The following is a 21,631-nucleotide window of genomic DNA, read 5'->3' as shown; positions in this document are numbered from 1 at the left end:
ATTATCGACCCGGCGCCGCGGCGCTATCGAGCTGGTGTGCCAGTGCCTCCGCGGTCTGCTGCTGCCAGGTCAGGAAGTCCTGTCCGGCGGGCAGTGTCTCGGTGACCTCGACGATGGGCAGCGCGGCCTTGCGGGCGGCATCCTGCAGCTGCTTGGTGACGGCGGTCTCGGTCTGCTTGTTCACCACCAGTGCGTCGACCTTGTGGCCGTTGATCAGGTCGAGTACCGCGGCCACGTCGGCCGGGGCGGGATCGTGGCCTTCTTCGGCGGCGGCGGCGAAACCGTGCGGGGTGCTGTCGACGACGCCCGCGGCGGCCAGCAGGTAATGCGCGACGGGTTCGGTGGAGACCACCGCGGCGCCGGGGTGCTTCTGCCCGATGGCGTGCTCGGTGGCGGCGATGGCGTCGGTCTTCTTGCCGAATTCCGCGGCGTTGGCGCGGTAGGTGTCGGCGTGCGCGGAATCAGTGGCCGCCAGGTCGTCGGCGATCTTGGTGGCGACGGCCTTGGCGACGGCCATGTTGTAGAAGACGTGCTCGTTGGCCTCACCGGGCGCGTTGTGCGGCAGCAGCGAGTAGGCGTCCACGGTGGTGACGTTCTTGTGGTTCTTCAACACGTCGTCGGCCCAGTGGTCGTAACCGCCGCCGTTGATGACGACGAGGCTGGCATCGGCGATGGCGGCGGCGTCGGCGGGGGTGGCTTCGTAGGAGTGCGGGTCGTCGACATCGCTCGTGAGCAGGGACTTGACGTCGGCGTGTCCGCCGGCCACCGCGGTGGCGACGCTGCCCCAGACGTTGGTGGTGGTGACGACCTTGGCGGCGCCGTTGGCGTGCCCGGAGTCGCCTTGTGACCCGCACGCAGCGACGGTCAACGCGGTGAGTGCGGACAGTGCGATGAGCCTGGTCCGGGTCATGTGTGCTCCTGCGGGTTAGTGTTAATGAAAACCGTTTGCAATAAATCTAGTGCACCGTTGCCGTGCAGCGCGAATCGGATGCGCTAGCGTCACAAATATGCCGAGGAGTCCCAACCCGAGGCGTCGGGCCACGCTGGCCTCGCTCGCTGCCGAGTTGAAGGTCTCGCGCACCACGATCTCGAACGCCTACAACCGGCCGGACCAGCTCTCTCCGGAGTTGCGCGAGCGGGTGCTCGCCGCAGCCAAGGAGATGGGCTATCCCGGCCCCGACCCGGTGGCGCGTTCCCTGCGCACGCGCCGGGCCGGTGCCTTCGGGCTCATGATCACCGAACCCCTCAACTACTCGTTCCGCGACCCGGCGGCCCTGGATTTCGTTGCCGGACTTGCCGAATCGTGCGAGGAGGCCGGGCAGGGCCTGCTGCTGGTGGCGGCCGGGCCCAACCGTTCGGTCGAGGACGGCACCGCGGCGGTGCTGTCCGCCGGCGTCGACGGGTTCGCCGTGTACGCGGCCTCCGACGACGATCCGTACCTGCCCGTCGTGCAGCAGCGCGGCGTGCCGATCGTGGTCGTCGATCAGCCCAAGGACGTCCAGGGGGCGTCGCGGGTCTGCATCGACGACCGGGCGGCGATGCGCGGCATCGCGGAATACGTTGTCGGCCTTGGCCACCGGGAGATCGGCCTGCTGACCATGCGGCTCGGGCGCCAGTGGCCGCACGGCGACGCGCAGTCGGCCGTCGCCGACCCGGAGCGGCTCACCGCACAGCATTTTCACGCGCAGTGCGAACGCATCCTCGGGGTGCGTGATGCGATGTCCGCCGCCGGCCTGAACCCCGATGCGCTGACGGTGGTGGAGACCTTCGAGCACCTGCCGAGTTCTGGCGGGGCCGCGGCCGCTGTTGCGCTGCAAGCCAATCCGCGCATCACGGCGCTGATGTGCACCGCCGACGTGCTGGCGCTCTCGGCGATGGATCACCTGCGGTCGCGCGGCATCTACGTGCCCGGCCAGATGACCGTCACCGGATTCGACGGTGTCCCCGAGGCGCTCGCCCGCGGGCTGACCACCGTCGCCCAGCCCAGCCTGGAGAAGGGCCGACGGGCCGGATACCTGTTGAACAACCCGCCGCGGTCCGGGATCCCGGTCATCGAGGTGCTCGACACCGAGCTGGTCCGCGGCCGCACGTCGGGCCCGCCCGCCTAATCCGCCCGGCGCGCCGCCAGGTAGGCCAGCGCCTCCGCGACGTCCTCGGGGGAGCCGACGCGGTACTGCGCGGCCGACGGGCCCGGACCGACCTTCACACCGACGTCACCGTCGCGCAGCCGGGCGAAGGCCTTCTCGTCGGTGACGTCGTCGCCCAGGAAAACCACGGCGGTCGCGTCGTCGCGCTCCCGCAGGACGTCGATGGCCGAACCCTTGCTGGTGGTGACGACCGCGAACTCCAGCACCGCCTTGCCCTCGGTGGGCTCGGCGTCCCACTGGCCTCCGGCTGTGCGCGCGGCGGCCAGTGCGGCCTCGCCGTCGGCCGCCGAGGCGTTCCGCACGTGCAGGGCAGCGCTGGCCGGCTTGGTCTCGACTGCCGTGCCCGGATACCGGCTTGCGATCTCGGTGAGCGAATCCACGATCTCGGCCAGCAGCGCGGTGTCGACGGTCTGGGCGAACCCGGTGTTGAACTCCGCGCCGTGGCTGCCCACCAGGTGCACCGACGGCGGCATGCCGGACAGCTCGCGCAGGACCTCGAGGGCACGTCCAGACACCAGCGCGACGAACGTGTCCGGCAGGGCGGCCAGGTCCAGCAGGGCGGCAGACCCGGCGGGCAGGGCCCGCGCGTCGGCAGGGTTGTTCACGATCGGCGACAGCGTGCCGTCGAAATCCGAGGTGACGAGCAGTCGGGGGGTGGCGGCGACGGTGTCGAGCGCCGCGATCAGATCAGCCGGGAGCACCGGTCAGACTTTAGGGTGCTCCCCGTCACCGATCAGCAGTCGGACCGCCAGATCGAGCCGCTTGCTCACATCGGTGGCCGAAGCGCGACGCGTCAGCCAGGCCAGCAGGTTCGACAGCCACACGTCGGAGATGACGCGCGCGATGTGGTACTGGTCCTCGGTGGGTTCGCCGTCGCTCATGGCGCGCGCAAACATCGAGTCCATGAGCTTTCCGACGTGATCAACCTCACCGGCCGCGGAGGCGTCGGCGAACACGAAAGCACGTGTCATGGCCTCGGTCAGCAGCGGATTGCGCTGCATCGACCGGTTCAGCTTGCTGACCATCACGTTGAGGCGCTGGTACGGCGTACCGCCCGTCAGCGACGCCCGATCGGTCTTGGCGTCGATGCGCTCGAACTCGCGACCCAGCGCGGACACCAGCAGGTGCACCTTGGACGGGAAGTAGCGGTACAGGGTGCCGACGGCGACGTCGGCGCGTTCTGCCACCGCACGCATCTGAACTGCCTCGTAGCCGCCCTTGGAGGCGATGGCCAGGGTGGCGTCCAGGATGCGCTTGCGTCGCTCGCGCTGTGCTTCGGAACCGAGCTCGGATTCGGTCAGTACGGCCATGTTCGTCACCTCCCGCGGGCGGACGGCGGAATCGGATTCGGGTGTTGCTGGCGTCGGCATTCGGCGGTCAGCTCCTTCGGGTCGCGCATTGGGTGAAAACGATACGCAAAGTGATCGGTAATTTCCCACCTCCAGGCGCCCCGGGACACCCGAGTGTCCTGCTGTAATGGCGATCGACTTGACGTCTGATTGCTGTCACCATTAGAACACGTTCTAGTGAGAAGCGTGTTCTTCTCGCCCAAACGCTAGGAGCGCATGGTGTCCATCACTTCCACAACTATCGACTCGGAGCGGGCCGAGGTCCGCGAAATGGTCCGTAGCTGGGCTGTCGCGTCGGGTTCCATCGCCGCGGTCCGGGCGATGGAGGGCGGAGCGGAGAATGTCGTTGACGCTTGGCGGGGCCCGTATGGCGGTCTTGTCGAACTAGGGACCTTCGGCGTCGCGGTGCCCGAGGACCTCGGCGGCGCCGGCGGGTCCATCGCCGATCTGTGCGTGATGGTCGACGAAGCCGCCGCCGCGCTGGTGCCCGGACCCGTCGCCACCACCGCGCTGGCAACTCTGGTCATCACCGACGCCGCGCTGCTGGAGGCGCTGGCTTCCGGGCAGCGGACCGCCGGACTCGCTTTGACGTCCGACATCGCCTTCGACGGGCAGGTCGCCACCGGCACCGCCAAGTTCGTCCTGGGTGCCCTGCCCGACGGCCTGCTGATCCTGCCCGCGGGCGACACCTGGATCCTGGTCGACGCCGCCGCGGCCGGCGTCACCGTCACGCCGCTCGAGGCCACCGACTTCTCGCGCCCGCTGGCCCGCGTCGAGTTGGCGGGCGCCGCGGCGACCGTCCTCGACGCGCCGGTGGCCGACCTGGCCGTGACCGTGCTCGCCGCCGAGGCCGCAGGCCTGGCGCGTTGGCAGCTCGAGACCGCCGCCGAATACGCCAAGGTGCGTGAGCAGTTCGGCAAGCCGATCGGCAGTTTCCAGGCCGTCAAGCACATGTGCGCCGAGATGCTGCTGCGTTCGCAGCAGATCGCCGTCGCCGCAAGCGATGCCGCCGAGGCCGCTGTGGAAGGCGATGCCACGCAGCTCTCCATTGCCGCCGCGGTGGCCGCCGCGGCCGCCATCGACGCTGCGAAACACAATGGCCGCGACTGCATTCAGGTGCTCGGTGGCATCGGCTTCACGTGGGAGCACGACGCCCACCTGTACCTGCGGCGCGCCTACGCCACGTCGCAGATCCTCGGCGGCCACGGCAGCTGGCTGCGCCGCGTGGCCGCGCTGACCCGTGCGGGGCTGCGTCGTCAGCTGCACGTCGACACCGGTGCGGCCGAGACGATCCGTCCCGAGATCGCCGCCGTGGTGGCCCAGATCGCGGCACTGCCCGTCGAGAAGCATCAGGCCGCGCTGGCCGAGGCCGGACTGATGGCGCCGCACTGGCCCGCGCCGTACGGCCGCGCGGCGTCGCCGGGCGAGCAGCTGGTGATCGACGACGAGCTCAGTGCCGCAAGCGTTGTGCGCCCGGACATTTCGATCGGATGGTGGGCCGCGCCGACCATCCTCGGTCACGGCACGCCCGAGCAGATCGACCGCTTCATCCCCGGCACGCTGACCGGCGACGTGTACTGGTGCCAGCTGTTCAGTGAACCGGGCGCCGGCTCGGACCTGGCGGCCCTGCGCACCAAGGCCGTCAAGGTCGACGGCGGCTGGAAGCTGACGGGCCAGAAGGTATGGACCTCCAATGCGCACCGCGCCAACTGGGGAATCTGCCTGGCGCGCACCAATCCTGACGCGCCGAAGCACAAGGGTATCACCTACTTCGTCGTCGATATGAGCTCGCCCGGTATCGACATCCGTCCGCTGCGCGAGATCACCGGCGAAGCGCTGTTCAACGAGGTCTTCCTGGACGACCTGTTCGTGCCGGACGACTGCGTCATCGGTCCCATCGACGGCGGCTGGGCCCTGGCCCGCACCACGCTGGCCAACGAGCGCGTCGCGATGGCCGCCGGTGGCGCGCTGGACAAGGGCATGGAGCACCTGCTGGACGTGCTCGGCGACCGCGAGCTGGACGCTGCCGACGCGGAACGCCTTGGCGCACTTATCGTTGCGGCGCAGGTGGGCTCGCTGCTGGATCAGCTGACGGCCCAGATGGCCGTCGGTGGCCATGATCCGGGTGCGCCGTCGAGCGTGCGCAAGCTGATCGGCGTGCGCTACCGCCAGACCCTGGCCGAGACCATCATGGACGCCCACGACGGGTCCGGTATCGAGGATTCGCCGGACGTCCGGTACTTCCTCAACACCCGCTGCCTGTCGATCGCCGGTGGTACGGAACAGATCCTGCTGACCGTGGCCGGCGAGCGCCTGCTGGGCCTGCCGCGCTAGCGGCCCCGCCGGAAGTCCCTCGGGGTCAGGCCGACCCGCTGCCGGAATGTCGTGGCGAAGTGGTTGGGTGTCGAAAATCCTACTGCCGCACTGATTTCGGTGATCGACAACCTGGTCGAGGACAGTAACGTCTTGGCGCGGTCGATGCGGCGGTCGAGCAGGAACTGGTACGGCGTGGTGTGAAACGCGGCGCGGAACGCCTTGATGAACGTCGCCACGGACATCTGGGCAAGGCGGGCAAGCGATTCCAGATGGATGTCGGATTCCAGGCTCGTTTCCAGGAACTCGACTATCGATGCGCGCGCCGACGGTGGCAAGGTGTCGCGCTCCGGTTCGGGCGGTGGGGCGGTCGTGTAGGTGTCCCGGATCAGCAGCCGCGTCGTCGCGGCCTGCAACACTGCGAATCTTGGTCACCAGCTGCAGGATCAGCGGATCGTGATGCTTACGCCGCGGGACGTGCACGACCTCGCCCAGGGCGTTCTCGGGTATCGAGATTTCGCAGAATCCCGAGATGTCGCCGGTGACGACCGACGTGCAGCGCACCCCCGCCGGCACCACCCAGGTATCGCCGATGCGCGGCAGCGTGCGATCGGTCGGGCCCCAGTCCAGGTTGGTCTCCATCGATCGGAGTTCGCCATGGCGGTGGACGTAGATGAGGTGGCGACTCGAATCGTGGCAGCACCAGTCGGCAGGCTGCTCGATGCGCTCGGTGGCGAATCGTAGCGACATGCCGCGACTGTCGACGGACCTCTCGCCGACGACGATGCGTGGCTTCATGGGCCGGTCGTCATTCCATGGCTTGACGGCCATGCGGAACCTCCGGGTGTCCAGCTTGGCCATGATCATGCGCCCTCGGGCGCGGGCTCGTGACGGCTTTCTCCGAACATCCTGTGAAAAATCTGCAAGCCAGTCAATAAAAATTAGAACTTGTTGCATATTTCGAATGTTTATTCTCGGCATGGTCACTACCGTCTGCGCGGCCAGAAGTGCTGACACCTCAGAGTCCAAGGAGAACGTATGGCATTCGAGTTGCGCCGATATTCGACTGCGGGAATGGCGATGGAAACCGCCGGCGTCATCGCCATCAGCCCGCTGTCAATCCCGCCGCCAGAACTTCATCTACCGGCGCCGACTACCGTCGCATCGACCCGCACCGTCGACCTCACCGCGTTCGTCAACCCGCTCGCGGTGTGGGGTGACGTGCTCACCACGACCGTCGCCGATATCGGGAAACTGGGCCAGGCGTTCGCCGCCGACCCCTTCCCGCTCGCGAAGCAGGTGATCGCCAATCAGGTCCGCTACGCAAACCAGCTCATGTCCATCGCCCAGGGCGTGGGCAACGGCGTGGTCAACTGGGCCAATACCGTTCCCGATTCCTTAAGGACCATGGCGCAGCAATTGGCTGCCGGCCAGATCTCCGATGCGGTGATGTCGGGGTGGGGCATCTTTGTGAACGGTGTTGTGGGCGTTCTGTTCCCGGTCCTGCAACTCGACATCCCGCAGCAGGTCGCGCAGAACATGGCCAATGTGGTCAAGGCGATCACCCCGGTCGTGGCGCAGTTGGGGTTCGCGGTGCTGAACACCATGTATCAGGCTACGGATGCCTTCGGTGACATCGCCCAGAACTTCTACGACGCCGCGCGGGTCGGGGATATCGTCACTGCCGCAAGCGAATTGATCAACGCTCCGGCAAATCTCACCGGCGCCGTACTGAACGGGTGGGGCGAGGGCAGCAAGGGCATGTATGGCATCTTCGGGTCGTTCGGGGTCGTCGCCGCGGTCATGCAAGGGTTCAAGACCATCGCCGACGCCATCAAGCCGCCGGCTCCGGAGGCTCCGGTCGCGGTAACCGTGGATGGCCCGGCCGCGGTCCCGGCCTCGGCCGCCAAGGTGCTGTCCTCGGCGACCACGGCGGCTGTGGAGGCAAGCGCTCCAGTGAAGGAATCGTCGACTCCCGAGAAGGTCAAAGCGACTGTGGCCAAGGCGGATCCGAAGCCTGCGACGCCGGTCTCGACCGACGCCGAGGCCGTGGAGACGCTGCCGGTGAAGGTCACGGAGCCCGTGAAGGTTGCAGAACCGGTGAAGGTCGAGGCATCCACGCCCGCTGCGGACCCGGTGTCGGCCGAACCGGCCAAGGTCGAGACAACGAAACCGGCGCAGAAGGACACCACCACGTCCGAACCGGGCACCAAGGCGACGGGTGCCACCTCGTCTGACTCCGATTCGGCGGGCAAGCAGGACAAGTCGGCAGGGAAGTCGCAGAAGGCAGAGAAGGCGCCGAAGGCACAGAAGTCACCGAAGGCGCCGAAGGTCGCCAAGCAGCCGAAGAAGGCGTCGTCGACGCATCAGTCAGCCAACGCGAGTTGATGGGGGGACGAGATTGACGAAGTGGTTGCGAAAGCCTTTCGGCCGGTAACCATTTCGTCGATCTCGGCTCGGGTCCGGTCAGGGGACCACGAAATCGGTGGTCACGTGGTCGAGCGGATGGTGGTTGGCATCCGCGAGGATGATCTCCACCTTGTGCGGTCCGGGTGGTAGGCCGACCAGGATCACCGGTTCACCACTGGCGTCCGCCCAGTGCCACGGCGCACCGTCGACAACCACGTGAATGTGGCCGATACGCGGAGTCACCTTGAGTGCCTCGGGACCGAAAACCGGTTCGATGCGCAGGTTTTCGGCACGGTATTGGATGAACACCTGCCCCTTGGCGAGGGCCTCGGGAATGGGCGGATCGACGATCAGTTTCGCCGGCGGCTGCGGTATGGTCAGCGGCACCACTCCCGGCGGGCCGAGCACATCCGCGGCGCTCGGTGTTCCTGCGGTGCGGGTAGTCGAAGGGGCAGAGGAACTCTCGTGTTTTGTGTGGTCCGAGCTGTCGACCGTGGTGCCACATGATGCGATGAGCCCGGCAGTGGCCGCGACGACCGCGTAGCCGATGAGGTGCGGCAGCTTCTTCATTCGTGTTTCCTCCTGAATTTCTGGCACTGGCGGGTGCGGCGATTCACCGGGCGAGAAAGCGGCTCTGACAGTAGTCGGCAAGCGCTGCGCCGCTGGCTCCGACGGCTCCCGCTGTCGCGAGCGCGATCACTGTTGCGACCGTCGGCGCATGTCCCGCGTAGAAGAAGCTGGTGATGCCGAGAAAGTACGCGGGTGGGTAGTTGAACAGGGGCAGCGCTCGCAGACACATGACGATGGCGACCAGGCCGAATATCGCAATACCGGTGGCCGCCAGACCTAGTGACGGCTGCAGCCGATTGATCACGAGTGTCGTTGCGGCGGCGAACACCAGGCCGACCACGTATGACGCCAGATTGGCGTAGCGGTGACGCACGGTGTCGCCGGTGACACCGTAGGCGATCCAGCCGAGAAACATCGCTGGTGCCGAGAGCATCGCCCAACCGGTACCGAATGTGACGACGGCCGCGACGCCGGCGACTATCAGCGTGATGGCGTGAAACGGGATTGCGGTCGTTCTGGCCGTGCCGGTTGCGGTGATGCTCACTGGCGTCTCCTGGTGGTTGGTCGGTGCGGCTGCCGTTGGTGGAGTGGACATTTCGGTGTGCGTCCGAGTCTGGTCAGGCGATGCTGAGCACGACGTCGATGTTGCCGCGGGTGGCTTTGGAATACGGGCAGGTTTGATGTGCGGCGTCCACGATGGCCCGGGCCGTGTCCCGCGCGATGCCCGGCAGGCTGACGTGCAGGCGCGCCTGCAAGAAGTAGGCGCCGTCCACGTTGCAGAGATCGACTTCGGCGTCGACGGCGGTCTCGGCCGGCAGTTTGACGTTCGCCTTGCCGGCCGCGATGTGCATGGCGCCGATGAAGCACGCGGACCACCCCGCCGCGAACAGCTGCTCGGGATTGGTGCCGGCGCGATTGCTGCCGGGGGGATCGAGGCGGATGTCGAGCCGGCCGTCGGAGCTTTGGGCGTGTCCGTCGCGGCCGCCTGTGGTGCGGGTCTTGCCGGTGTAGAGAACGGCGTCGTGGGTGGTGGTGCTCATGTTGCTCCTTGAGAACGGCGAGTCGGAATGTAAATCGCATCCGATTAACTCGGATGCGATGAGACTATCCGAAGGCGTCGAGATGTCAACCCATCCGATTGAATCGCATCCGATAGAATCGTTTCGGATGTCACTCAAAGTCAGGAGTTGTCGATGGCTGTCGAGCGCCCGACCGAGGCCGCCGGTCCCCGGCTTGCCGACTTCATGTGTTTTGCGATCTACTCGGCGAATCTCGCTTACGGCAAGGCGTACAAGCCGATCCTCGACGAACTCGGTGTCACATATACCCAGTACATCGCGATCGTCGCGCTCTGGGAGAACGACCATCAGACCGTCCGTGGCCTGGGTGAAAACCTGTTCCTGGAGTCGAACACGCTGACCCCGATTCTCAAGAAGCTCGAAGCACAGGGTTACGTGCGCCGCCGGCGCGATCCGTCCGACGAGCGTCAGGTCATCGTCAGCCTCACCGATGCGGGCCGGGCGTTGCGTGAGAAGGCGCTACCGATGAATCTGGTGGCGGCGACCGGCTTGCCGTCCGACGAGTTCGACAGGCTGCAGAAGGCGGTGGTCACCTTGCGCGACAACCTTCGCGACCACGCGCAGGCGCAGTCCCGCTGAACGGTCAGTGTCGCATGCGGTGTGCGCCGGCGACGATGGCGTCGTGCAGCGCGATCTCGGCTTCCGATGGCGTGCTCCGCCGGTGCAACAGGACGAATTCCAGGTGGCCGAGATTCGGTAGCCGGTTGTCGGTGATCGGTTGAAGTCCCTGCGGCAGAACCGATTCGGAATGCGCGATGATGCCGAGCCCGGCGAGGGCCGCCGCCTGCAGACCGAGCAGGCTGTCGCTGACGCACGCGATGCGCCAGCTGCGGCGCTCGCGTTCCAGTTCGCGTAGTGCGATGTGCCGGGTCAGGCTCGGCGGTGGGTACGTCACGATCGGTACCGGGTCGGTGATGTCGGTCAGCCCGGGACGGCCGGCCCACACGAGGCGGTCGCGCCACAGCAGTTCGCCGTGTTGTTCGCCGGGCAGTCGTTTGGCCACCATGAGATCCAATTCGCCTGCGGCCATTCGAGTTTTGAGGTTCTCGCTCAGCCCGACGACCAGTTCGAGGTCGACGCCGGGGTAGGACCGGCGGAACTCGACCAGCACGTCCGAGAGCATGCGGCCGACCAGATCGTCCGAGGCGCCCAGCCGGATGAGGCCCGTGGGTCGGGATTCGGAGAAGTAGCGGTCGGCTTTGGCCTGTGCGTCCAGGATGTCGTGGGCGAAGCCCACCATCGCCGCGCCGTCGGCGGTGAGGGCCAGGTTGCGGGTGTCGCGGCGGAACAGTTCGCGGCCGACGGCCTGCTCGAGGCGGGCGATGTGGCCGCTCACCGTCGACTGGCGCAGGCCCAGCAGACGCCCGGCCGCGGTGAACCCGCCCGCGCGCTCGACCGCGAGGAAGGTGCGCAGCAGTTCGGGGTCCAGCATATTGATCACCATATCCGTTCAGAGATATCGGATATATCGCCTAGCGCTATGAGTCGCGGCAGCAGTACGTTTTCCGGGTGAACCTGCTCGCCAAGCTCCGCATCGACGGCTTCCTGCTCGGGCTGTTCGCCGCGATGGCCGTCGGCGTGCTGCTACCGGCACGCGGCGAGGCCGGCCATGCGGTCGAGACCGCGACCAAGGTCGCCATCGCGGTGCTGTTCCTGCTGTACGGCACGCGCCTGGAGCCCCGCGAGGCGCTCGAAGGGCTGAAACACTGGCGGCTGCACACCACGGTGCTGGCCGCGACCTTCGTGCTGTTTCCGCTGCTCGGGCTGGCGATGAAGGTGCTGGTGCCGTCTGTACTCACCGACGAGCTCTACACCGGCATGCTGTATCTGTGTCTGCTGCCGTCCACGGTGCAGTCGTCCATCGCGTTCACCTCGATCGCGCGCGGCAATGTCGCGGCGGCCGTCGTCAGTGCATCGGCATCGAACCTGCTGGGTATCTTCCTCACCCCGCTGTTGGTGACCCTGCTCATGACGACCACGGGCGCTGCCACGGTGTCGGCGAACTCGGTCCTGGAGATCGTCGTGCAGCTGTTGCTGCCGTTCCTCGCCGGCCAGTTGTTGCGGTCCAAGCTGCACCGCGTGCTCTCGCACACCACACTCACCAAGGTCGTCGACCGCGGTTCGGTCTACCTCGTCGTCTATGCGGCGTTCAGTGCCGGTATGGCCGAGCACATCTGGACGGGCATGAAGGTCACCAACGTGCTGGCGGTGATCGCCGTCAGTGTGGTGCTGCTCGCGGTGGTGCTCGGCATCACCGCAGGGGTGGCGCGGCTACTGAGGTTCGACCGAGCCGACCGCATCGTGATCATCTTCTGCGGATCGAAGAAGAGCCTGGCCACCGGGCTGCCGATGGCGACGGTGCTGTTCGCCGGGCATCCGGTCGGCCTGATCGTGTTGCCGCTCATGATCTTCCATCAGATTCAGCTGATCACCTGCGCGATGCTGGCCGGCCGCTGGGGGCGGCAGGCTGACGCCGGGGCGGCGGAAGGGGACCTCGCGGTCGCGCGGGGCTGACACCGCTAGCCCCGCAGATATGTTGCCAGCATGTCGACGATCGAATCCTCCAGCTGCTGCGCGTCGGCGGGCTGTGCGCAGGCGATGAGCCGGTGCGTGAGCGACTCGATGGTCGCGACCGTCATCCGGGCCGCGAATTTCAGATCAGGGACCTGAACGTCGGAATGCCGGGCCAGAAGCTCATATGCCGCCGCGACGGCACGTTCTTCGGTGTCGCGCAGCCGGGCCAGGAGCGCCGGTGACCTCGGCGCCTCCGCGAACAACACCCGGTGCAGATGCGGATCGTCCCGGTGATTGTCGATGGTTGCGCGCGTGAACAGCCGCAGTTGGCCTTCCAGTTCGGACGGCATTCCCGCAGCGGCCCGCTCCGCCAACAGCGTTGCCCCGGCGTCGATATGGGCATCGGTGAGCGCGGCCAGGATCGCGTCCTTGTTCGGAAAGTACTGGTAGAGCGAACCGATCGAGATGTTCGCCGCGTCGGCGATGTGATTGGTGGTGCCGCCGCGATAGCCGAACTCGGCGAAAACGCGAGCAGCCGCATCGAGGATTCGTTGCCGGGTCTCGGCGGACCGTTGTTGTTTGGGCTGCTTGCGGGCGCGGAACCGATCCGGTGGTGCCACGGTCACCTCCGCGCGGAAAGCGAGTAGTCACCGGCATCTCGCCGGTCGATGATTAGGTGACCCTAACTCAAAGGAGCATCATCGTGAAGACGGTGTACATCGAGTCCGAGCTGTCCGCCGACCTGGATCCCGTGTGGCACGCCATGCAGTTGCCGGCGACTTTCCTGTACGTGTGCCGCGGTCTGTTCGGGGTGCCGGCGCTCGCGAGCCGCACCGAGCCGATGCACGCGGGGGAGCGAGGCAGCGGCTGGCTCATGGCATTTCACGTGATACCCGCCTACCGGCACACCATCGAGGTGCTGTCGGTCGACGAGGCCTCGCACACCATCCGCACCCACGAATACGGCGGGCGGATCAGGTCGTGGAATCACACGCTGCACGCTGAACCCATCGGCCCGGGTCGGTGCCGGTACAGCGACACCATCGACATCGATGCCGGGGTGTTCACCGGCCTGGTCGCGCTGGGCGCGGCCGGCATCTTCCGCTACCGGCATCGCCGGTGGCACCGGCTGATCCGGTCTCAGGGGTTGCGTCAGATCCCGAAAACCCGGGCCGCATTGCCGCCGAGGTAAAGGTCGCGCGCATCGGCGTCGAGGCCCAGCTCATCGAGTCGCTCGAGACACCGTTGTGCGGACAGCATCGGCCAGTTCGTTCCGAAAAGTACTCGGCTGCGGCCGGATTCACGCATGTAGTCCACCAGCGCCGGGGGCAGGCGATGGGCGGCGTAGGCCGAGGTGTCGATGTAGAAGTTCGGAAACTTCTTGGCCAGGAACAGCACTTCGTCGATCCACGGTGCGCCGACGTGACCGCCGATGACCACGAGTTCGGGGAATTCGAGCAGGACCGTCTCCAGGTAGGGGATCGGCCGGCCGGGCTCGGAGGGGCACAGTGGACCGGTGTGTCCGATCTGCGTGCAGAACGGGATGCCGAGTTCGACGCAGGCCTGCAGCAGTGGATAGTAGCGGCGGTCGTTCGGCGGCAGGTTCCACAGCCACGGCACGACGCGCAGCGCGACCATACCCAGATCGGTTACCGCGCGGCGTAATTCGCGGACGGCTTCGACCGGGCGGGTGAGGTCCACGGACGCGACACCGGCGAACCGATCCGGGTGGGCGCGCACGTGCGCCGCGGTCTCGTCGTTGTCGATCAGCGTGCCGTGGGGGCCGACCCACGCGCACAACAGCGACTTCGCGACCCCGGCGTCGTCCATCGCCTTCAGCGTGACGTCGACGGGCAGGGCCGGGAGGTCTTCTTGGCGGGTCCAGCGCAGCAGTGGCCGCAGCCATGGCTGGCGCATGAACAACTCGTTCGGCTGTTGGGACCACGCGTCGATCACTCGTGTCATTCCCCAATTACTTCACTAGTGAAGTAATAATGCAAGGGTGAGTTCGAAGAACAGGTCGGTGGCAGGTCGGCGGCGGGCGTACTTCCAGCTGCAGACCGTTGCGCAGCGGCTGCGCACGACGGCCGACCGGCTGTTCATGGACGGGGCCGGCATCTCGACAGCGCAGGCCGCCGCGCTGACGCTTATCGCCAGCCATGCCGGCTGTCGCCAGTCGCTCATCGCGGCACAGCTCGGCCAGCGGGAGTCCGCGGTCACGGCGATGGTCGGCCGGCTCGAGACGGCGGGATTCGTCGAGCGCAGAGCCAGTCAGAGTGATGGCCGCGCCTGGGAGCTCTGGCCGACCGACACCGGCGCAGACGCGCTGCGCCGACTCGAGGCCGCCCTGGCAACCGTCAACGGGTACATCGACGAAGCCATCGGGCCCGACGCGGTCGACGGTGTCGTCGACGCACTGCAACGGCTGAGTGATCTGCTCGACGATCGATAGGCCTTGACCAAACCTTGACTCCGCGTTGAATCGCCGTACCGACGATGGCGGATGTGATTACTCTTCAAGCCGTGGAGCTGGGGGTTTTGGGACCTCTGCAGGTCCGGCGGGACGGCACGCCCGTCACGATCCCGGGCGCCAAACCGCGTGCGATCCTCACGATGCTCGGGCTGCACTGCGGCTCCGTGGTGTCGGCCGATTCCTTCTTCGAGCTGCTCTGGGGAGACGAGTCCCCACGCACCGCGGCGAAGGCCCTGCAGACCCACATCTCGGCCCTTCGTCGTGTCCTGGGCGACGGGCTGATCCTGACGGAGGGCACTGGTTGGACGCTGGCCGAGACGGAAGTTGACGCGGCCCGGTACAAGTCGGCGGCGCGGGTGGCCCGCGAAGCTGTGGCCACCGGCGACATCACCGAGGCGGTCGTCCGCTTCGACGAGGCCGTCAGGCTCTGGCGCGGTATCCCCGAATTGCCGGACGGCCGGCGGGGCACGTCGGAAAAGACGCGATGGATCGAAAGTCATGCCGCGCTGGTCGAGGATCGGGCCGACGCCCTGCTTGCGGCCGGCCGCGTCGCGGAGATCATCGGCGAGCTCGAGGCTGCTGTCGCCGAGGCGCCGTTGCGCGAAAGGCGTTGGGGGCAGCTGATGCTCGCGCTCTACCGCGCGGGCCGGCAGGGGGAAGCCCTCGGTGCCTACCAACGGGCGCGGGCCCTGCTTGCTGACGAGCTCGGGGTAGACCCCGGACCGGGCCTGCGCCGCCTCGAAGCGGCGATCGTCGCGCAAGACAGTTCGCTGGAAGTGCCTGCGGTGCAGCATGTTCCGTCGATAACCCGGGCCGTCACGTTCCTGCTCACCGACATCGAGGGGTCGACGGCGGCATGGGAGGCCGACGCCGACGCGATGGCGGTGGCGCTGGCCAGGCACGACGAGCTCGTCGGCCAGATCGTCACCTCGCACGGCGGACGGTTGATCAAGACCCGCGGCGAGGGCGATGCGACGTTCTCGGTGTTCGAGCGGCCATCCACCGCGGCTGCCGCCGCCATCGAGTTGCAGCAGGCCATGTCCGGCGAGCCGTGGGCGCTGGCCTCCCCGATGCGGGTCCGCGTTGCACTCCACACCGGTGAGGTCGAGCTTCGCGACGGCGACTACTTCGGCCGGGCGGTGAATCGGGCGGCCCGATTGCGGTCGATAGCCGAGGGTGGCCAAATCCTGTGCTCCGGAGCGACGGCCGAGCTGGTGATCGATTCGCTGTCCGACGATGTTGCGCTGGCGGATCTGGGGATGCGACAGCTCAAGAATCTGGCCCGCCCCGAGCACGTCTTCGAGCTGCGCCTCGAGACCACCGACGGCATACGCGAGCAGCCGGGCACCCAGACGCCCTTCGAGCCTCCGGACCTGCCGGCGGTGCTCACCGGTTCCGGACCGTTCGTCGGGCGTGGTGCCGAACTGGAGCGGTTGTTCACGGCGTGGCAGACGGCGCTGGCCGGCACCGCGAATTCGGTACTGATCGCCGGCGAACCCGGTGTCGGGAAGACCCGGCTGGCCGGCGAGTGGTCGCGCCAGGCTCATGACCAAGGTGCCCTGGTCATCTACGGCCGCTGCGATGAGGACCTCGGCGTGCCGTACCAGCCGTTCGCCGAAGCCCTGCGTGCCCTGCTGCCGTGTCTCGGCGCCGAGCGGCTGCGGGGACTGCGCGGTGTCGAAGCGCTGCTGTCCCTGGCGCCCGGCCTGGCCGACGTGTTACCCGATGTGGCCGCGCCGACCCGTGCCGACCCGGACACCGAACGCTATGCGCTGTTCGACGCCGTCGTAGCGGTGATGGGGGTGGCCGCGGCCAGTGCACCGGTGGTACTCGTCCTGGACGACCTGCACTGGGCGGCCAAACCCACACTGCTGCTGTTGCGGCATCTCCTGCGATTCGGCGACCACGCGCGGGTCCAGATCGTCGGCACGTACCGCAGCACCGACTTGGACCGATCCCACCCGTTGGCGGCGATGTTCGCCGACCTTAACCGCGACGGGACCGCCAACCGTCTGGCGCTCAGTGGTCTCGACCTGACCGAGGTGACGGCGTACGTTGCCGAGACCGGATATGCCGACGATGAGTTGGCTCGCGCGCTGGCCTCGGTTACCGGTGGCAACCCGTTCTTCCTCATCGAGGCGCTGCGTCACGTCGAGGAGAGCGGCGGCCACTGGGATCCGAGCACCCTGCCGCAGGGTGTCCGGGAAGCGGTGAGCCGCAGGTTGTCTCGGCTACCGGCGGAGACCAACAAAGCGCTTGCCGCGGCTGCAGTCGTCGGGAGTCGGTTTCACGTGAATCTTGTCGAACGGGTCGTCGGCGACGATCTGATCGACGCATTCGAAGAGGCGTGCCACGCCGGCATCGTCATCGAGGAGCCCGGTGGCTGGTACCGGTTCAACCATGCCATCGTGCGGCAGTCGTTGCTGGCCGAGCTGCCGTCGGTGCGGCGTATGCGGTTGCATCAGCGGATCGCCGTCACCTTGGAGGATCAGCCCGGCGCGGACGACGAACTGCTCAGCGAACTGGCGCACCACTACTTCGAATGCGCGTGGGCGGGCAACGCCGCCAAGGCCATCGAGTACTGCCGCCGGGCCGCGGACCAGGCGATGACCCGGCTCGCCTACGAGGGTGCCGCCGATCTGTACGACCATGCCCTGCACGCGCTGGAAGAACTCGACGACGAGGTACCCGATCGGGACGACCAGGTCGCCGGGCTGCTGATCGCGCGCTGCGAGGCACTGCTGGCTGCCGGTGACGTGGCATCGGCCGCCCAAGTGGTACCCCAATTGCAAGCGGCGACAGTGGATTCCGCGCGTCTTGCCGCTTGGGCGACATGCTTCGACGGCCAGCTGTCCATGCTGACGCACCCAGAGCGATTGGACGACATCGAATCAGCACTCGACAGCGCCGCCCGCAGACTGGCTGAACTTGACGACGCGGCAGGGGAAGCGAAGGCGCACAACGTCCGGGCCGGATGTCTGGCCCGGCTGGGGCGGATCGGCGACTGCGAGCTCGCGCTCGACGACGCGCTGACGGCGGCCCGGCGTTCGGCTGACCACCGCCGGGTCAACGCGGTCCTGGCGGGGGCGCCCCTGGCTGCGCTATGGGGACCCAATCCGGTCCCCCGGGCCGGCGGGCGGTGCCTGGATGTGGTTCGGCTGCTCCGCATCACGACCGAGTCGCCGGCAGTCGAGGCCACGTCGATGCGATGTCAGGCGGTGCTGGAGGCATTCCGCGGCCGGGGCGCTGCCGCGCGGCGCATGATCGACTCGGCCCGGCGCACCGTCACCGAACTGGGACTGCGGCATGCCCTCCTCGAGGTCGAGCAGTTCGCCGGCATCGTCGAGTTGGTCGGTGGTGAACCGGACGCGGCCGAACGCCATCTACGCAAGGCCTACAACGGTTTTCGCCGCCTCCGTCTCGATGCGGACACCGCCGAGACGGCTGCTCTGTTGGGCCGTACTTGCCTGATGCTCGGTCGAGATGCCGAGGCGGACGAATTGTGCACGGAGAGTGAGAGTCTTGCGGGCCATGCGTTGAAAGCGTCGATCGCATGGCGGACACTGCGGGCGCAGCTGATGTCACGCCGTGGTCATGATGCGCAGGCCCGGGAGGTGGCCGAGGCCGCTGTCGCACTGGCGGAGCGCACCGACGCGTTGGTGGATCACGGTGATGCCTGCGATTGCCTGGCCACGGTGCTGGCCGCTGGCGGCGACGCGGTGGGGGCGCGCGCGGCAGCCGAGCGGGCGGCGGATCTGTACGAGCGCAAAGGGGCTGTGGCGCTTGCGGGACGGGCCCGCGAACTCCTTGGCGACGCTGGTCGGCTGAGTGCTCCGTCCGAGCCTGAACTGCCCACTGTGGCGGTGCGTACGGCAGCGGTTCGCTTGAGCGAACGCGTGATGGCCGCTCATGACCGCGCGGACTGGGATGAATTCGAGAGGCTGGTCGCGCCGGGTGCTTCTGTCGAGAGCCGGCGAAAGCTCGTCGGTTTCAAGCGCGGCGACTTCACTCTGCCTGAGGTGACACGTCAGACGCGGCGCGATCTCGAGTCGGGGACAATGCGGGTGGCACATGATGTCATCGCCGTGCGCGGCGAATGTCTGGCGCTCGCGCGGGTCCGGGTCGGCACCGCCGACGCGACCGCTGGAGCGCCGCAGGACGAATTTCTTCAGGTCTACGGCGTCGACGACGAGGGCCGGGTCACCTTCCACGTGTGGTTCGACCCGGAGGACATGGACGCCGCGGTCGCCGAACTCGACATGCGGTATCTCGCGGGTCACCCCGAGGTTCACCGACGGCGACAAGCCACCACGGCCAGCGACGCGTATGACCGTTTCAAGGCATACTTCGCGGCCCGTAATTGGGATGCGATCGCGGACATGCTGACCGGCGATGTCACCGCAGACGACCGTCGCCGTGTGGTCAATGCCGGCCTACGCAAAGGGCGCGACGCGACGATGGCGGAACTCGCCGCGTACGCCGGCATCGGGGCCGAGACCATCGCCTCAGACATCGTCGCGACCCGCGGCGAGCGCCTCGTCATGAACCGTTGCCGGCCCATGGGCCGCGCCGCGGGACCAGAGCCATTCAGCAGCGAGGTGCTCGACGTGATCGAGACCGACGTCCAGGGCCGCATCATGGCGCGGGTCGTGTTCGATTCCGACGATCTCGATGCCGCCAACGCCGAACTCGATGCCCGCTACCTCGCCGGCGAAGCGGCTGCCCACGCGCATACCTGGTCGGCGGTTGTGCGCGCGTACGCCGCGCTCAATCGGCACGAATTGCCCGCCACCACAGTCGATATGGTGAGTATCGACAACAGGCTGATCGCGTCATTCGCCCCGGGAGACATCAAGGAGTACACGCTCCTGGCCTGGGATCAGGTGCCGGACATCAGTTTCCGCATCGACTCGGTCCATCTGCTGACTGATGCCGGGGCCGTCATCACGCAGGCATTGAGCGGCACGTCCCGGGATGGCTTCGAGGCCGAATGGCGCGAAATCCACCTCGTAACGATCGACGGTGAACAGTTCGACCGCAGCGAGATGTTCGATGAGACGGACCTCGATGCCGCGCTCGCGCACTTCGCTGAATTGCAGCGGCACGAAAGGCCTTTGGTGAACGCGGCGAGCCGCGTGCACGAGCGCTTCTTCAGATTTTTCGCCGGCCGCGCCTGGGCCGAGATGAGCGGAATGTGTGCCGAAGGCGTCGTGTCTGACGATCGCCGTACGGTGATCGGCACTGGCGTGCTCCGTGGCCGCGAAGCGAATATCGGGAACATGCGGGCGGTCGCCGAATTCGGGGTGACGCTGTCCGCTTCGAGCGTGGTTGCCACTCGAGGGCAGCGGCTTGCGCTGGTTGTCGACAGCTTCGAGAGCAACGGCGACGAGCCGTTCGGTGCCGCCATGTTGACCGTGGCCGAAATCGATGTCGCCGAGCAGATTACGGCGTTCGTCACGTTCGATGCCGATGACCTCGACGCTGCGCTCGCCGAACTGGACACGCGATACTGCGTTGGTGAGGCTGCCGCCCACGCTCGTACCTGGTCGGTGATAGCGCGGTCCAACATCGCGTTCAATCGACACGAGATACCGCCGAGGACACCGGATTCGGTCAATATCGATCACCGATCGATCGTGTCGACCGAAGCGGTCGACATGGCCGTATCTGTTGGTGCAGTACTGAACCTCATTCCGGACGCGAGCGTGTGCATCGAAGCGGCGCTTCGGCTGAACGATCACGGGGCGGTCGTCGCGCAACGGCTGAAAGGGACGTCGGCAGAAGGCTTTTGCGCCGAGTGGCGAATGGCCAACATCTACCTGGTCGAAGGCGATCTGATCAGCCGCGCCGAGATATTCGACGAGGCGGACCTTGATGCCGCCCTCGCGCGGTTCGACGAGCTGACCGGGCAGGCGCCGCGACCGGAGAATGCGGCGAGCCGGGCCAACGCACGCTTCATCGCCTACTTCGCCGACCGCGACTGGGAGGGCGTCGCGTCGGTTTTGGCCGAAGACCATTGCAGTGACGATCGGCGGCGAGGGGTGGGTGCCGGACTCCGCAGCGGCCGGGATGCCGATATCGAGAATCTGCGGGCGATCGCCGACCTCCGGTGGAGCATGGCGGCTGAAGTCATCGCGATTCGCGGCGACCGCCTCGTGCTCAGTCGTAACCGGTTTTCGGGCGGCGGCCGGCCGCAAGAGTTCGTCGTCGAGTCGTTGACCGTCGTCGAGATCGACGTGAACGGCCTTATCGCCGCCGTTGCTGCGTTCGATCTCAACGACCTCGACGCCGCCTTCGAAGAACTCGAGGCCCGTTACCTCGCCGGTGAGGCGGCCGCCCACGCCCGCACCTGGTCGGTAATCACGGAGGTTTACGCGGCCGCCGGCCGATGTGAGATTCCGCGGACGACAGCGGACTTCGTCGATGTCGACCATCGGCCGCTGTCGGTGATCGGGGCGGGCGAGCTCAAGCCGTTCTTGCTCGCATCCTTCGCCGACTCGAAACATGTTGGCGCGTATATCGACACCGTTCATCGCCTGACCGAGTCGGGCGCCGTCATCACCCAAGTGGCCAAATCGACATCACAAGCGGACTTCACCGCCGAGTGGCGTTTGACCTGCATCTACCTAGTAGATGGTGACCTGCTCAGTCGTTGCGAGCTGTTCGATCCTGCGGACCTCGAGGCCGCCCTCGCGCGCTTCGATGAGCTGACCTGCGGTCGAACGTGAACTCGATGGCGAAAAATCAGCGAAAGTTCGCGATCTACTTCACTTTCGG

The 21,631-nt window shown here is 67.1% G+C and carries 18 protein-coding genes; 8 read left to right on the top strand and 10 right to left on the bottom strand.

The genetic code is table 11. The annotated features are described in order from the left end of the window. Position 1: 1 nt before the first annotated feature. Positions 2–910, bottom strand: a complete 909-nt coding sequence (locus ACJEIK_RS25725; RefSeq protein WP_064860404.1) for a metal ABC transporter solute-binding protein, Zn/Mn family — start codon at positions 908–910, stop codon at positions 2–4. Between the two features lie 97 nt (positions 911–1,007). On the opposite strand from ACJEIK_RS25725, the gene ACJEIK_RS25720 reads away from it, so the two are divergent. Then, a complete protein-coding gene (locus tag ACJEIK_RS25720) occupies positions 1,008–2,108 on the top strand; it encodes a substrate-binding domain-containing protein (RefSeq protein WP_064860405.1) in 1,101 nt (366 codons plus the stop codon). On the opposite strand, the gene otsB is transcribed toward ACJEIK_RS25720, so the two are convergent. Beyond that, positions 2,105–2,848, bottom strand: a complete 744-nt coding sequence (otsB, locus tag ACJEIK_RS25715; RefSeq protein ID WP_133426396.1) for a trehalose-phosphatase — start codon at positions 2,846–2,848, stop codon at positions 2,105–2,107. The genes ACJEIK_RS25720 and otsB overlap by 4 nt on opposite strands. A 3-nt stretch (positions 2,849–2,851) precedes the next feature. Then, positions 2,852–3,457, bottom strand: a complete 606-nt coding sequence (gene kstR, locus ACJEIK_RS25710) for a cholesterol catabolism transcriptional regulator KstR (RefSeq protein ID WP_346416108.1) — start codon at positions 3,455–3,457, stop codon at positions 2,852–2,854. 255 nt (positions 3,458–3,712) lie between these two features. On the opposite strand from kstR, the gene ACJEIK_RS25705 reads away from it, so the two are divergent. After that, positions 3,713–5,830: an acyl-CoA dehydrogenase family protein gene (locus tag ACJEIK_RS25705; protein WP_409430485.1), complete on the top strand. Its 2,118-nt coding sequence runs from the start codon at positions 3,713–3,715 to the stop codon at positions 5,828–5,830. On the opposite strand, the gene ACJEIK_RS25700 is transcribed toward ACJEIK_RS25705, so the two are convergent. Beyond that, on the bottom strand, positions 5,827–6,228 hold the full coding sequence (locus tag ACJEIK_RS25700) for a helix-turn-helix transcriptional regulator (RefSeq protein ID WP_409430484.1): 402 nt from the start codon (positions 6,226–6,228) through the stop codon (positions 5,827–5,829). The genes ACJEIK_RS25705 and ACJEIK_RS25700 overlap by 4 nt on opposite strands. Before the next feature lie 619 nt (positions 6,229–6,847). Here ACJEIK_RS25700 and ACJEIK_RS25695 point away from each other — a divergent pair. After that, positions 6,848–8,197, top strand: coding sequence for a hypothetical protein (locus ACJEIK_RS25695; RefSeq protein ID WP_409430483.1), 1,350 nt, complete (start codon positions 6,848–6,850; stop codon positions 8,195–8,197). A 78-nt stretch (positions 8,198–8,275) separates the two neighbouring features. On the opposite strand, the gene ACJEIK_RS25690 is transcribed toward ACJEIK_RS25695, so the two are convergent. The 3 genes from ACJEIK_RS25690 to ACJEIK_RS25680 all read right to left on the bottom strand — a co-directional run bounded on the left by ACJEIK_RS25690 (position 8,276) and on the right by ACJEIK_RS25680 (position 9,828). Further along, positions 8,276–8,788: a DUF6130 family protein gene (locus ACJEIK_RS25690; protein WP_409430482.1), complete on the bottom strand. Its 513-nt coding sequence runs from the start codon at positions 8,786–8,788 to the stop codon at positions 8,276–8,278. 43 nt (positions 8,789–8,831) lie between these two features. Next, a complete protein-coding gene (locus ACJEIK_RS25685; protein ID WP_061006900.1) occupies positions 8,832–9,332 on the bottom strand; it encodes a DUF1097 domain-containing protein in 501 nt (166 codons plus the stop codon). A 73-nt stretch (positions 9,333–9,405) separates the two neighbouring features. Continuing rightward, positions 9,406–9,828, bottom strand: coding sequence for an organic hydroperoxide resistance protein (locus ACJEIK_RS25680; protein WP_138250855.1), 423 nt, complete (start codon positions 9,826–9,828; stop codon positions 9,406–9,408). A gap of 153 nt (positions 9,829–9,981) precedes the next feature. Here ACJEIK_RS25680 and ACJEIK_RS25675 point away from each other — a divergent pair, with 153 nt between their 5' ends. Further along, positions 9,982–10,446 (top strand): MarR family winged helix-turn-helix transcriptional regulator, encoded by a 465-nt coding sequence (locus ACJEIK_RS25675; protein ID WP_212807263.1) that lies wholly within the window; start codon positions 9,982–9,984, stop codon positions 10,444–10,446. 4 nt (positions 10,447–10,450) lie between these two features. Here the strand turns inward: ACJEIK_RS25675 and ACJEIK_RS25670 are convergent, their stop codons facing one another. Continuing rightward, on the bottom strand, positions 10,451–11,305 hold the full coding sequence (locus tag ACJEIK_RS25670; RefSeq protein WP_409347401.1) for a LysR family transcriptional regulator: 855 nt from the start codon (positions 11,303–11,305) through the stop codon (positions 10,451–10,453). 71 nt (positions 11,306–11,376) lie between these two features. On the opposite strand from ACJEIK_RS25670, the gene ACJEIK_RS25665 reads away from it, so the two are divergent. Next, the gene (locus ACJEIK_RS25665) at positions 11,377–12,381 is read left to right on the top strand and encodes a bile acid:sodium symporter family protein (RefSeq protein ID WP_082761971.1); all 1,005 of its coding nucleotides are present in this window, start codon (positions 11,377–11,379) and stop codon (positions 12,379–12,381) included. Positions 12,382–12,386: 5 nt separating this feature from the next. Here ACJEIK_RS25665 and ACJEIK_RS25660 read toward each other — a convergent pair whose 3' ends face one another. Continuing rightward, positions 12,387–13,001: a TetR/AcrR family transcriptional regulator gene (locus tag ACJEIK_RS25660; RefSeq protein ID WP_061006913.1), complete on the bottom strand. Its 615-nt coding sequence runs from the start codon at positions 12,999–13,001 to the stop codon at positions 12,387–12,389. Positions 13,002–13,084: 83 nt separating this feature from the next. Between ACJEIK_RS25660 and ACJEIK_RS25655 the strand changes: the two genes are divergently transcribed. Continuing rightward, positions 13,085–13,573 carry a hypothetical protein gene (locus ACJEIK_RS25655; RefSeq protein ID WP_061006895.1) on the top strand — a complete coding sequence of 163 codons (489 nt, stop codon included), beginning with the start codon at positions 13,085–13,087 and terminating at the stop codon, positions 13,571–13,573. On the opposite strand, the gene ACJEIK_RS25650 is transcribed toward ACJEIK_RS25655, so the two are convergent. Continuing rightward, positions 13,534–14,346 (bottom strand): amidohydrolase family protein, encoded by an 813-nt coding sequence (locus ACJEIK_RS25650; RefSeq protein WP_061006894.1) that lies wholly within the window; start codon positions 14,344–14,346, stop codon positions 13,534–13,536. The genes ACJEIK_RS25655 and ACJEIK_RS25650 overlap by 40 nt on opposite strands. A 37-nt stretch (positions 14,347–14,383) precedes the next feature. On the opposite strand from ACJEIK_RS25650, the gene ACJEIK_RS25645 reads away from it, so the two are divergent. Then, the gene (locus tag ACJEIK_RS25645) at positions 14,384–14,833 is read left to right on the top strand and encodes a MarR family winged helix-turn-helix transcriptional regulator (protein ID WP_162563679.1); all 450 of its coding nucleotides are present in this window, start codon (positions 14,384–14,386) and stop codon (positions 14,831–14,833) included. A 71-nt stretch (positions 14,834–14,904) separates the two neighbouring features. Then, a complete protein-coding gene (locus ACJEIK_RS25640) occupies positions 14,905–21,582 on the top strand; it encodes a BTAD domain-containing putative transcriptional regulator (RefSeq protein ID WP_409430481.1) in 6,678 nt (2,225 codons plus the stop codon). Positions 21,583–21,631: the final 49 nt, after the last annotated feature.

The organism is Mycobacterium sp. SMC-16 (assembly GCF_046250085.1).
Classification (GTDB): Bacteria; Actinomycetota; Actinomycetes; order Mycobacteriales; family Mycobacteriaceae; genus Mycobacterium; species Mycobacterium phocaicum.
This window is presented reverse-complemented; position numbering and strand designations above follow the sequence as displayed.

Coding starts and splice junctions, on each gene's coding strand:
- kstR (WP_346416108.1), bottom strand. CDS start 3,457: ATGGCCGTACTGACCGAATCCGAGCTCGGTTCCGAAGCACAGCGCGAG.
- ACJEIK_RS25720 (WP_064860405.1), top strand. CDS start 1,008: ATGCCGAGGAGTCCCAACCCGAGGCGTCGGGCCACGCTGGCCTCGCTC.
- ACJEIK_RS25705 (WP_409430485.1), top strand. CDS start 3,713: ATGGTGTCCATCACTTCCACAACTATCGACTCGGAGCGGGCCGAGGTC.
- ACJEIK_RS25725 (WP_064860404.1), bottom strand. CDS start 910: ATGACCCGGACCAGGCTCATCGCACTGTCCGCACTCACCGCGTTGACC.
- ACJEIK_RS25675 (WP_212807263.1), top strand. CDS start 9,982: ATGGCTGTCGAGCGCCCGACCGAGGCCGCCGGTCCCCGGCTTGCCGAC.
- ACJEIK_RS25650 (WP_061006894.1), bottom strand. CDS start 14,346: ATGACACGAGTGATCGACGCGTGGTCCCAACAGCCGAACGAGTTGTTC.
- ACJEIK_RS25695 (WP_409430483.1), top strand. CDS start 6,848: ATGGCATTCGAGTTGCGCCGATATTCGACTGCGGGAATGGCGATGGAA.
- ACJEIK_RS25690 (WP_409430482.1), bottom strand. CDS start 8,788: ATGAAGAAGCTGCCGCACCTCATCGGCTACGCGGTCGTCGCGGCCACT.
- ACJEIK_RS25680 (WP_138250855.1), bottom strand. CDS start 9,828: ATGAGCACCACCACCCACGACGCCGTTCTCTACACCGGCAAGACCCGC.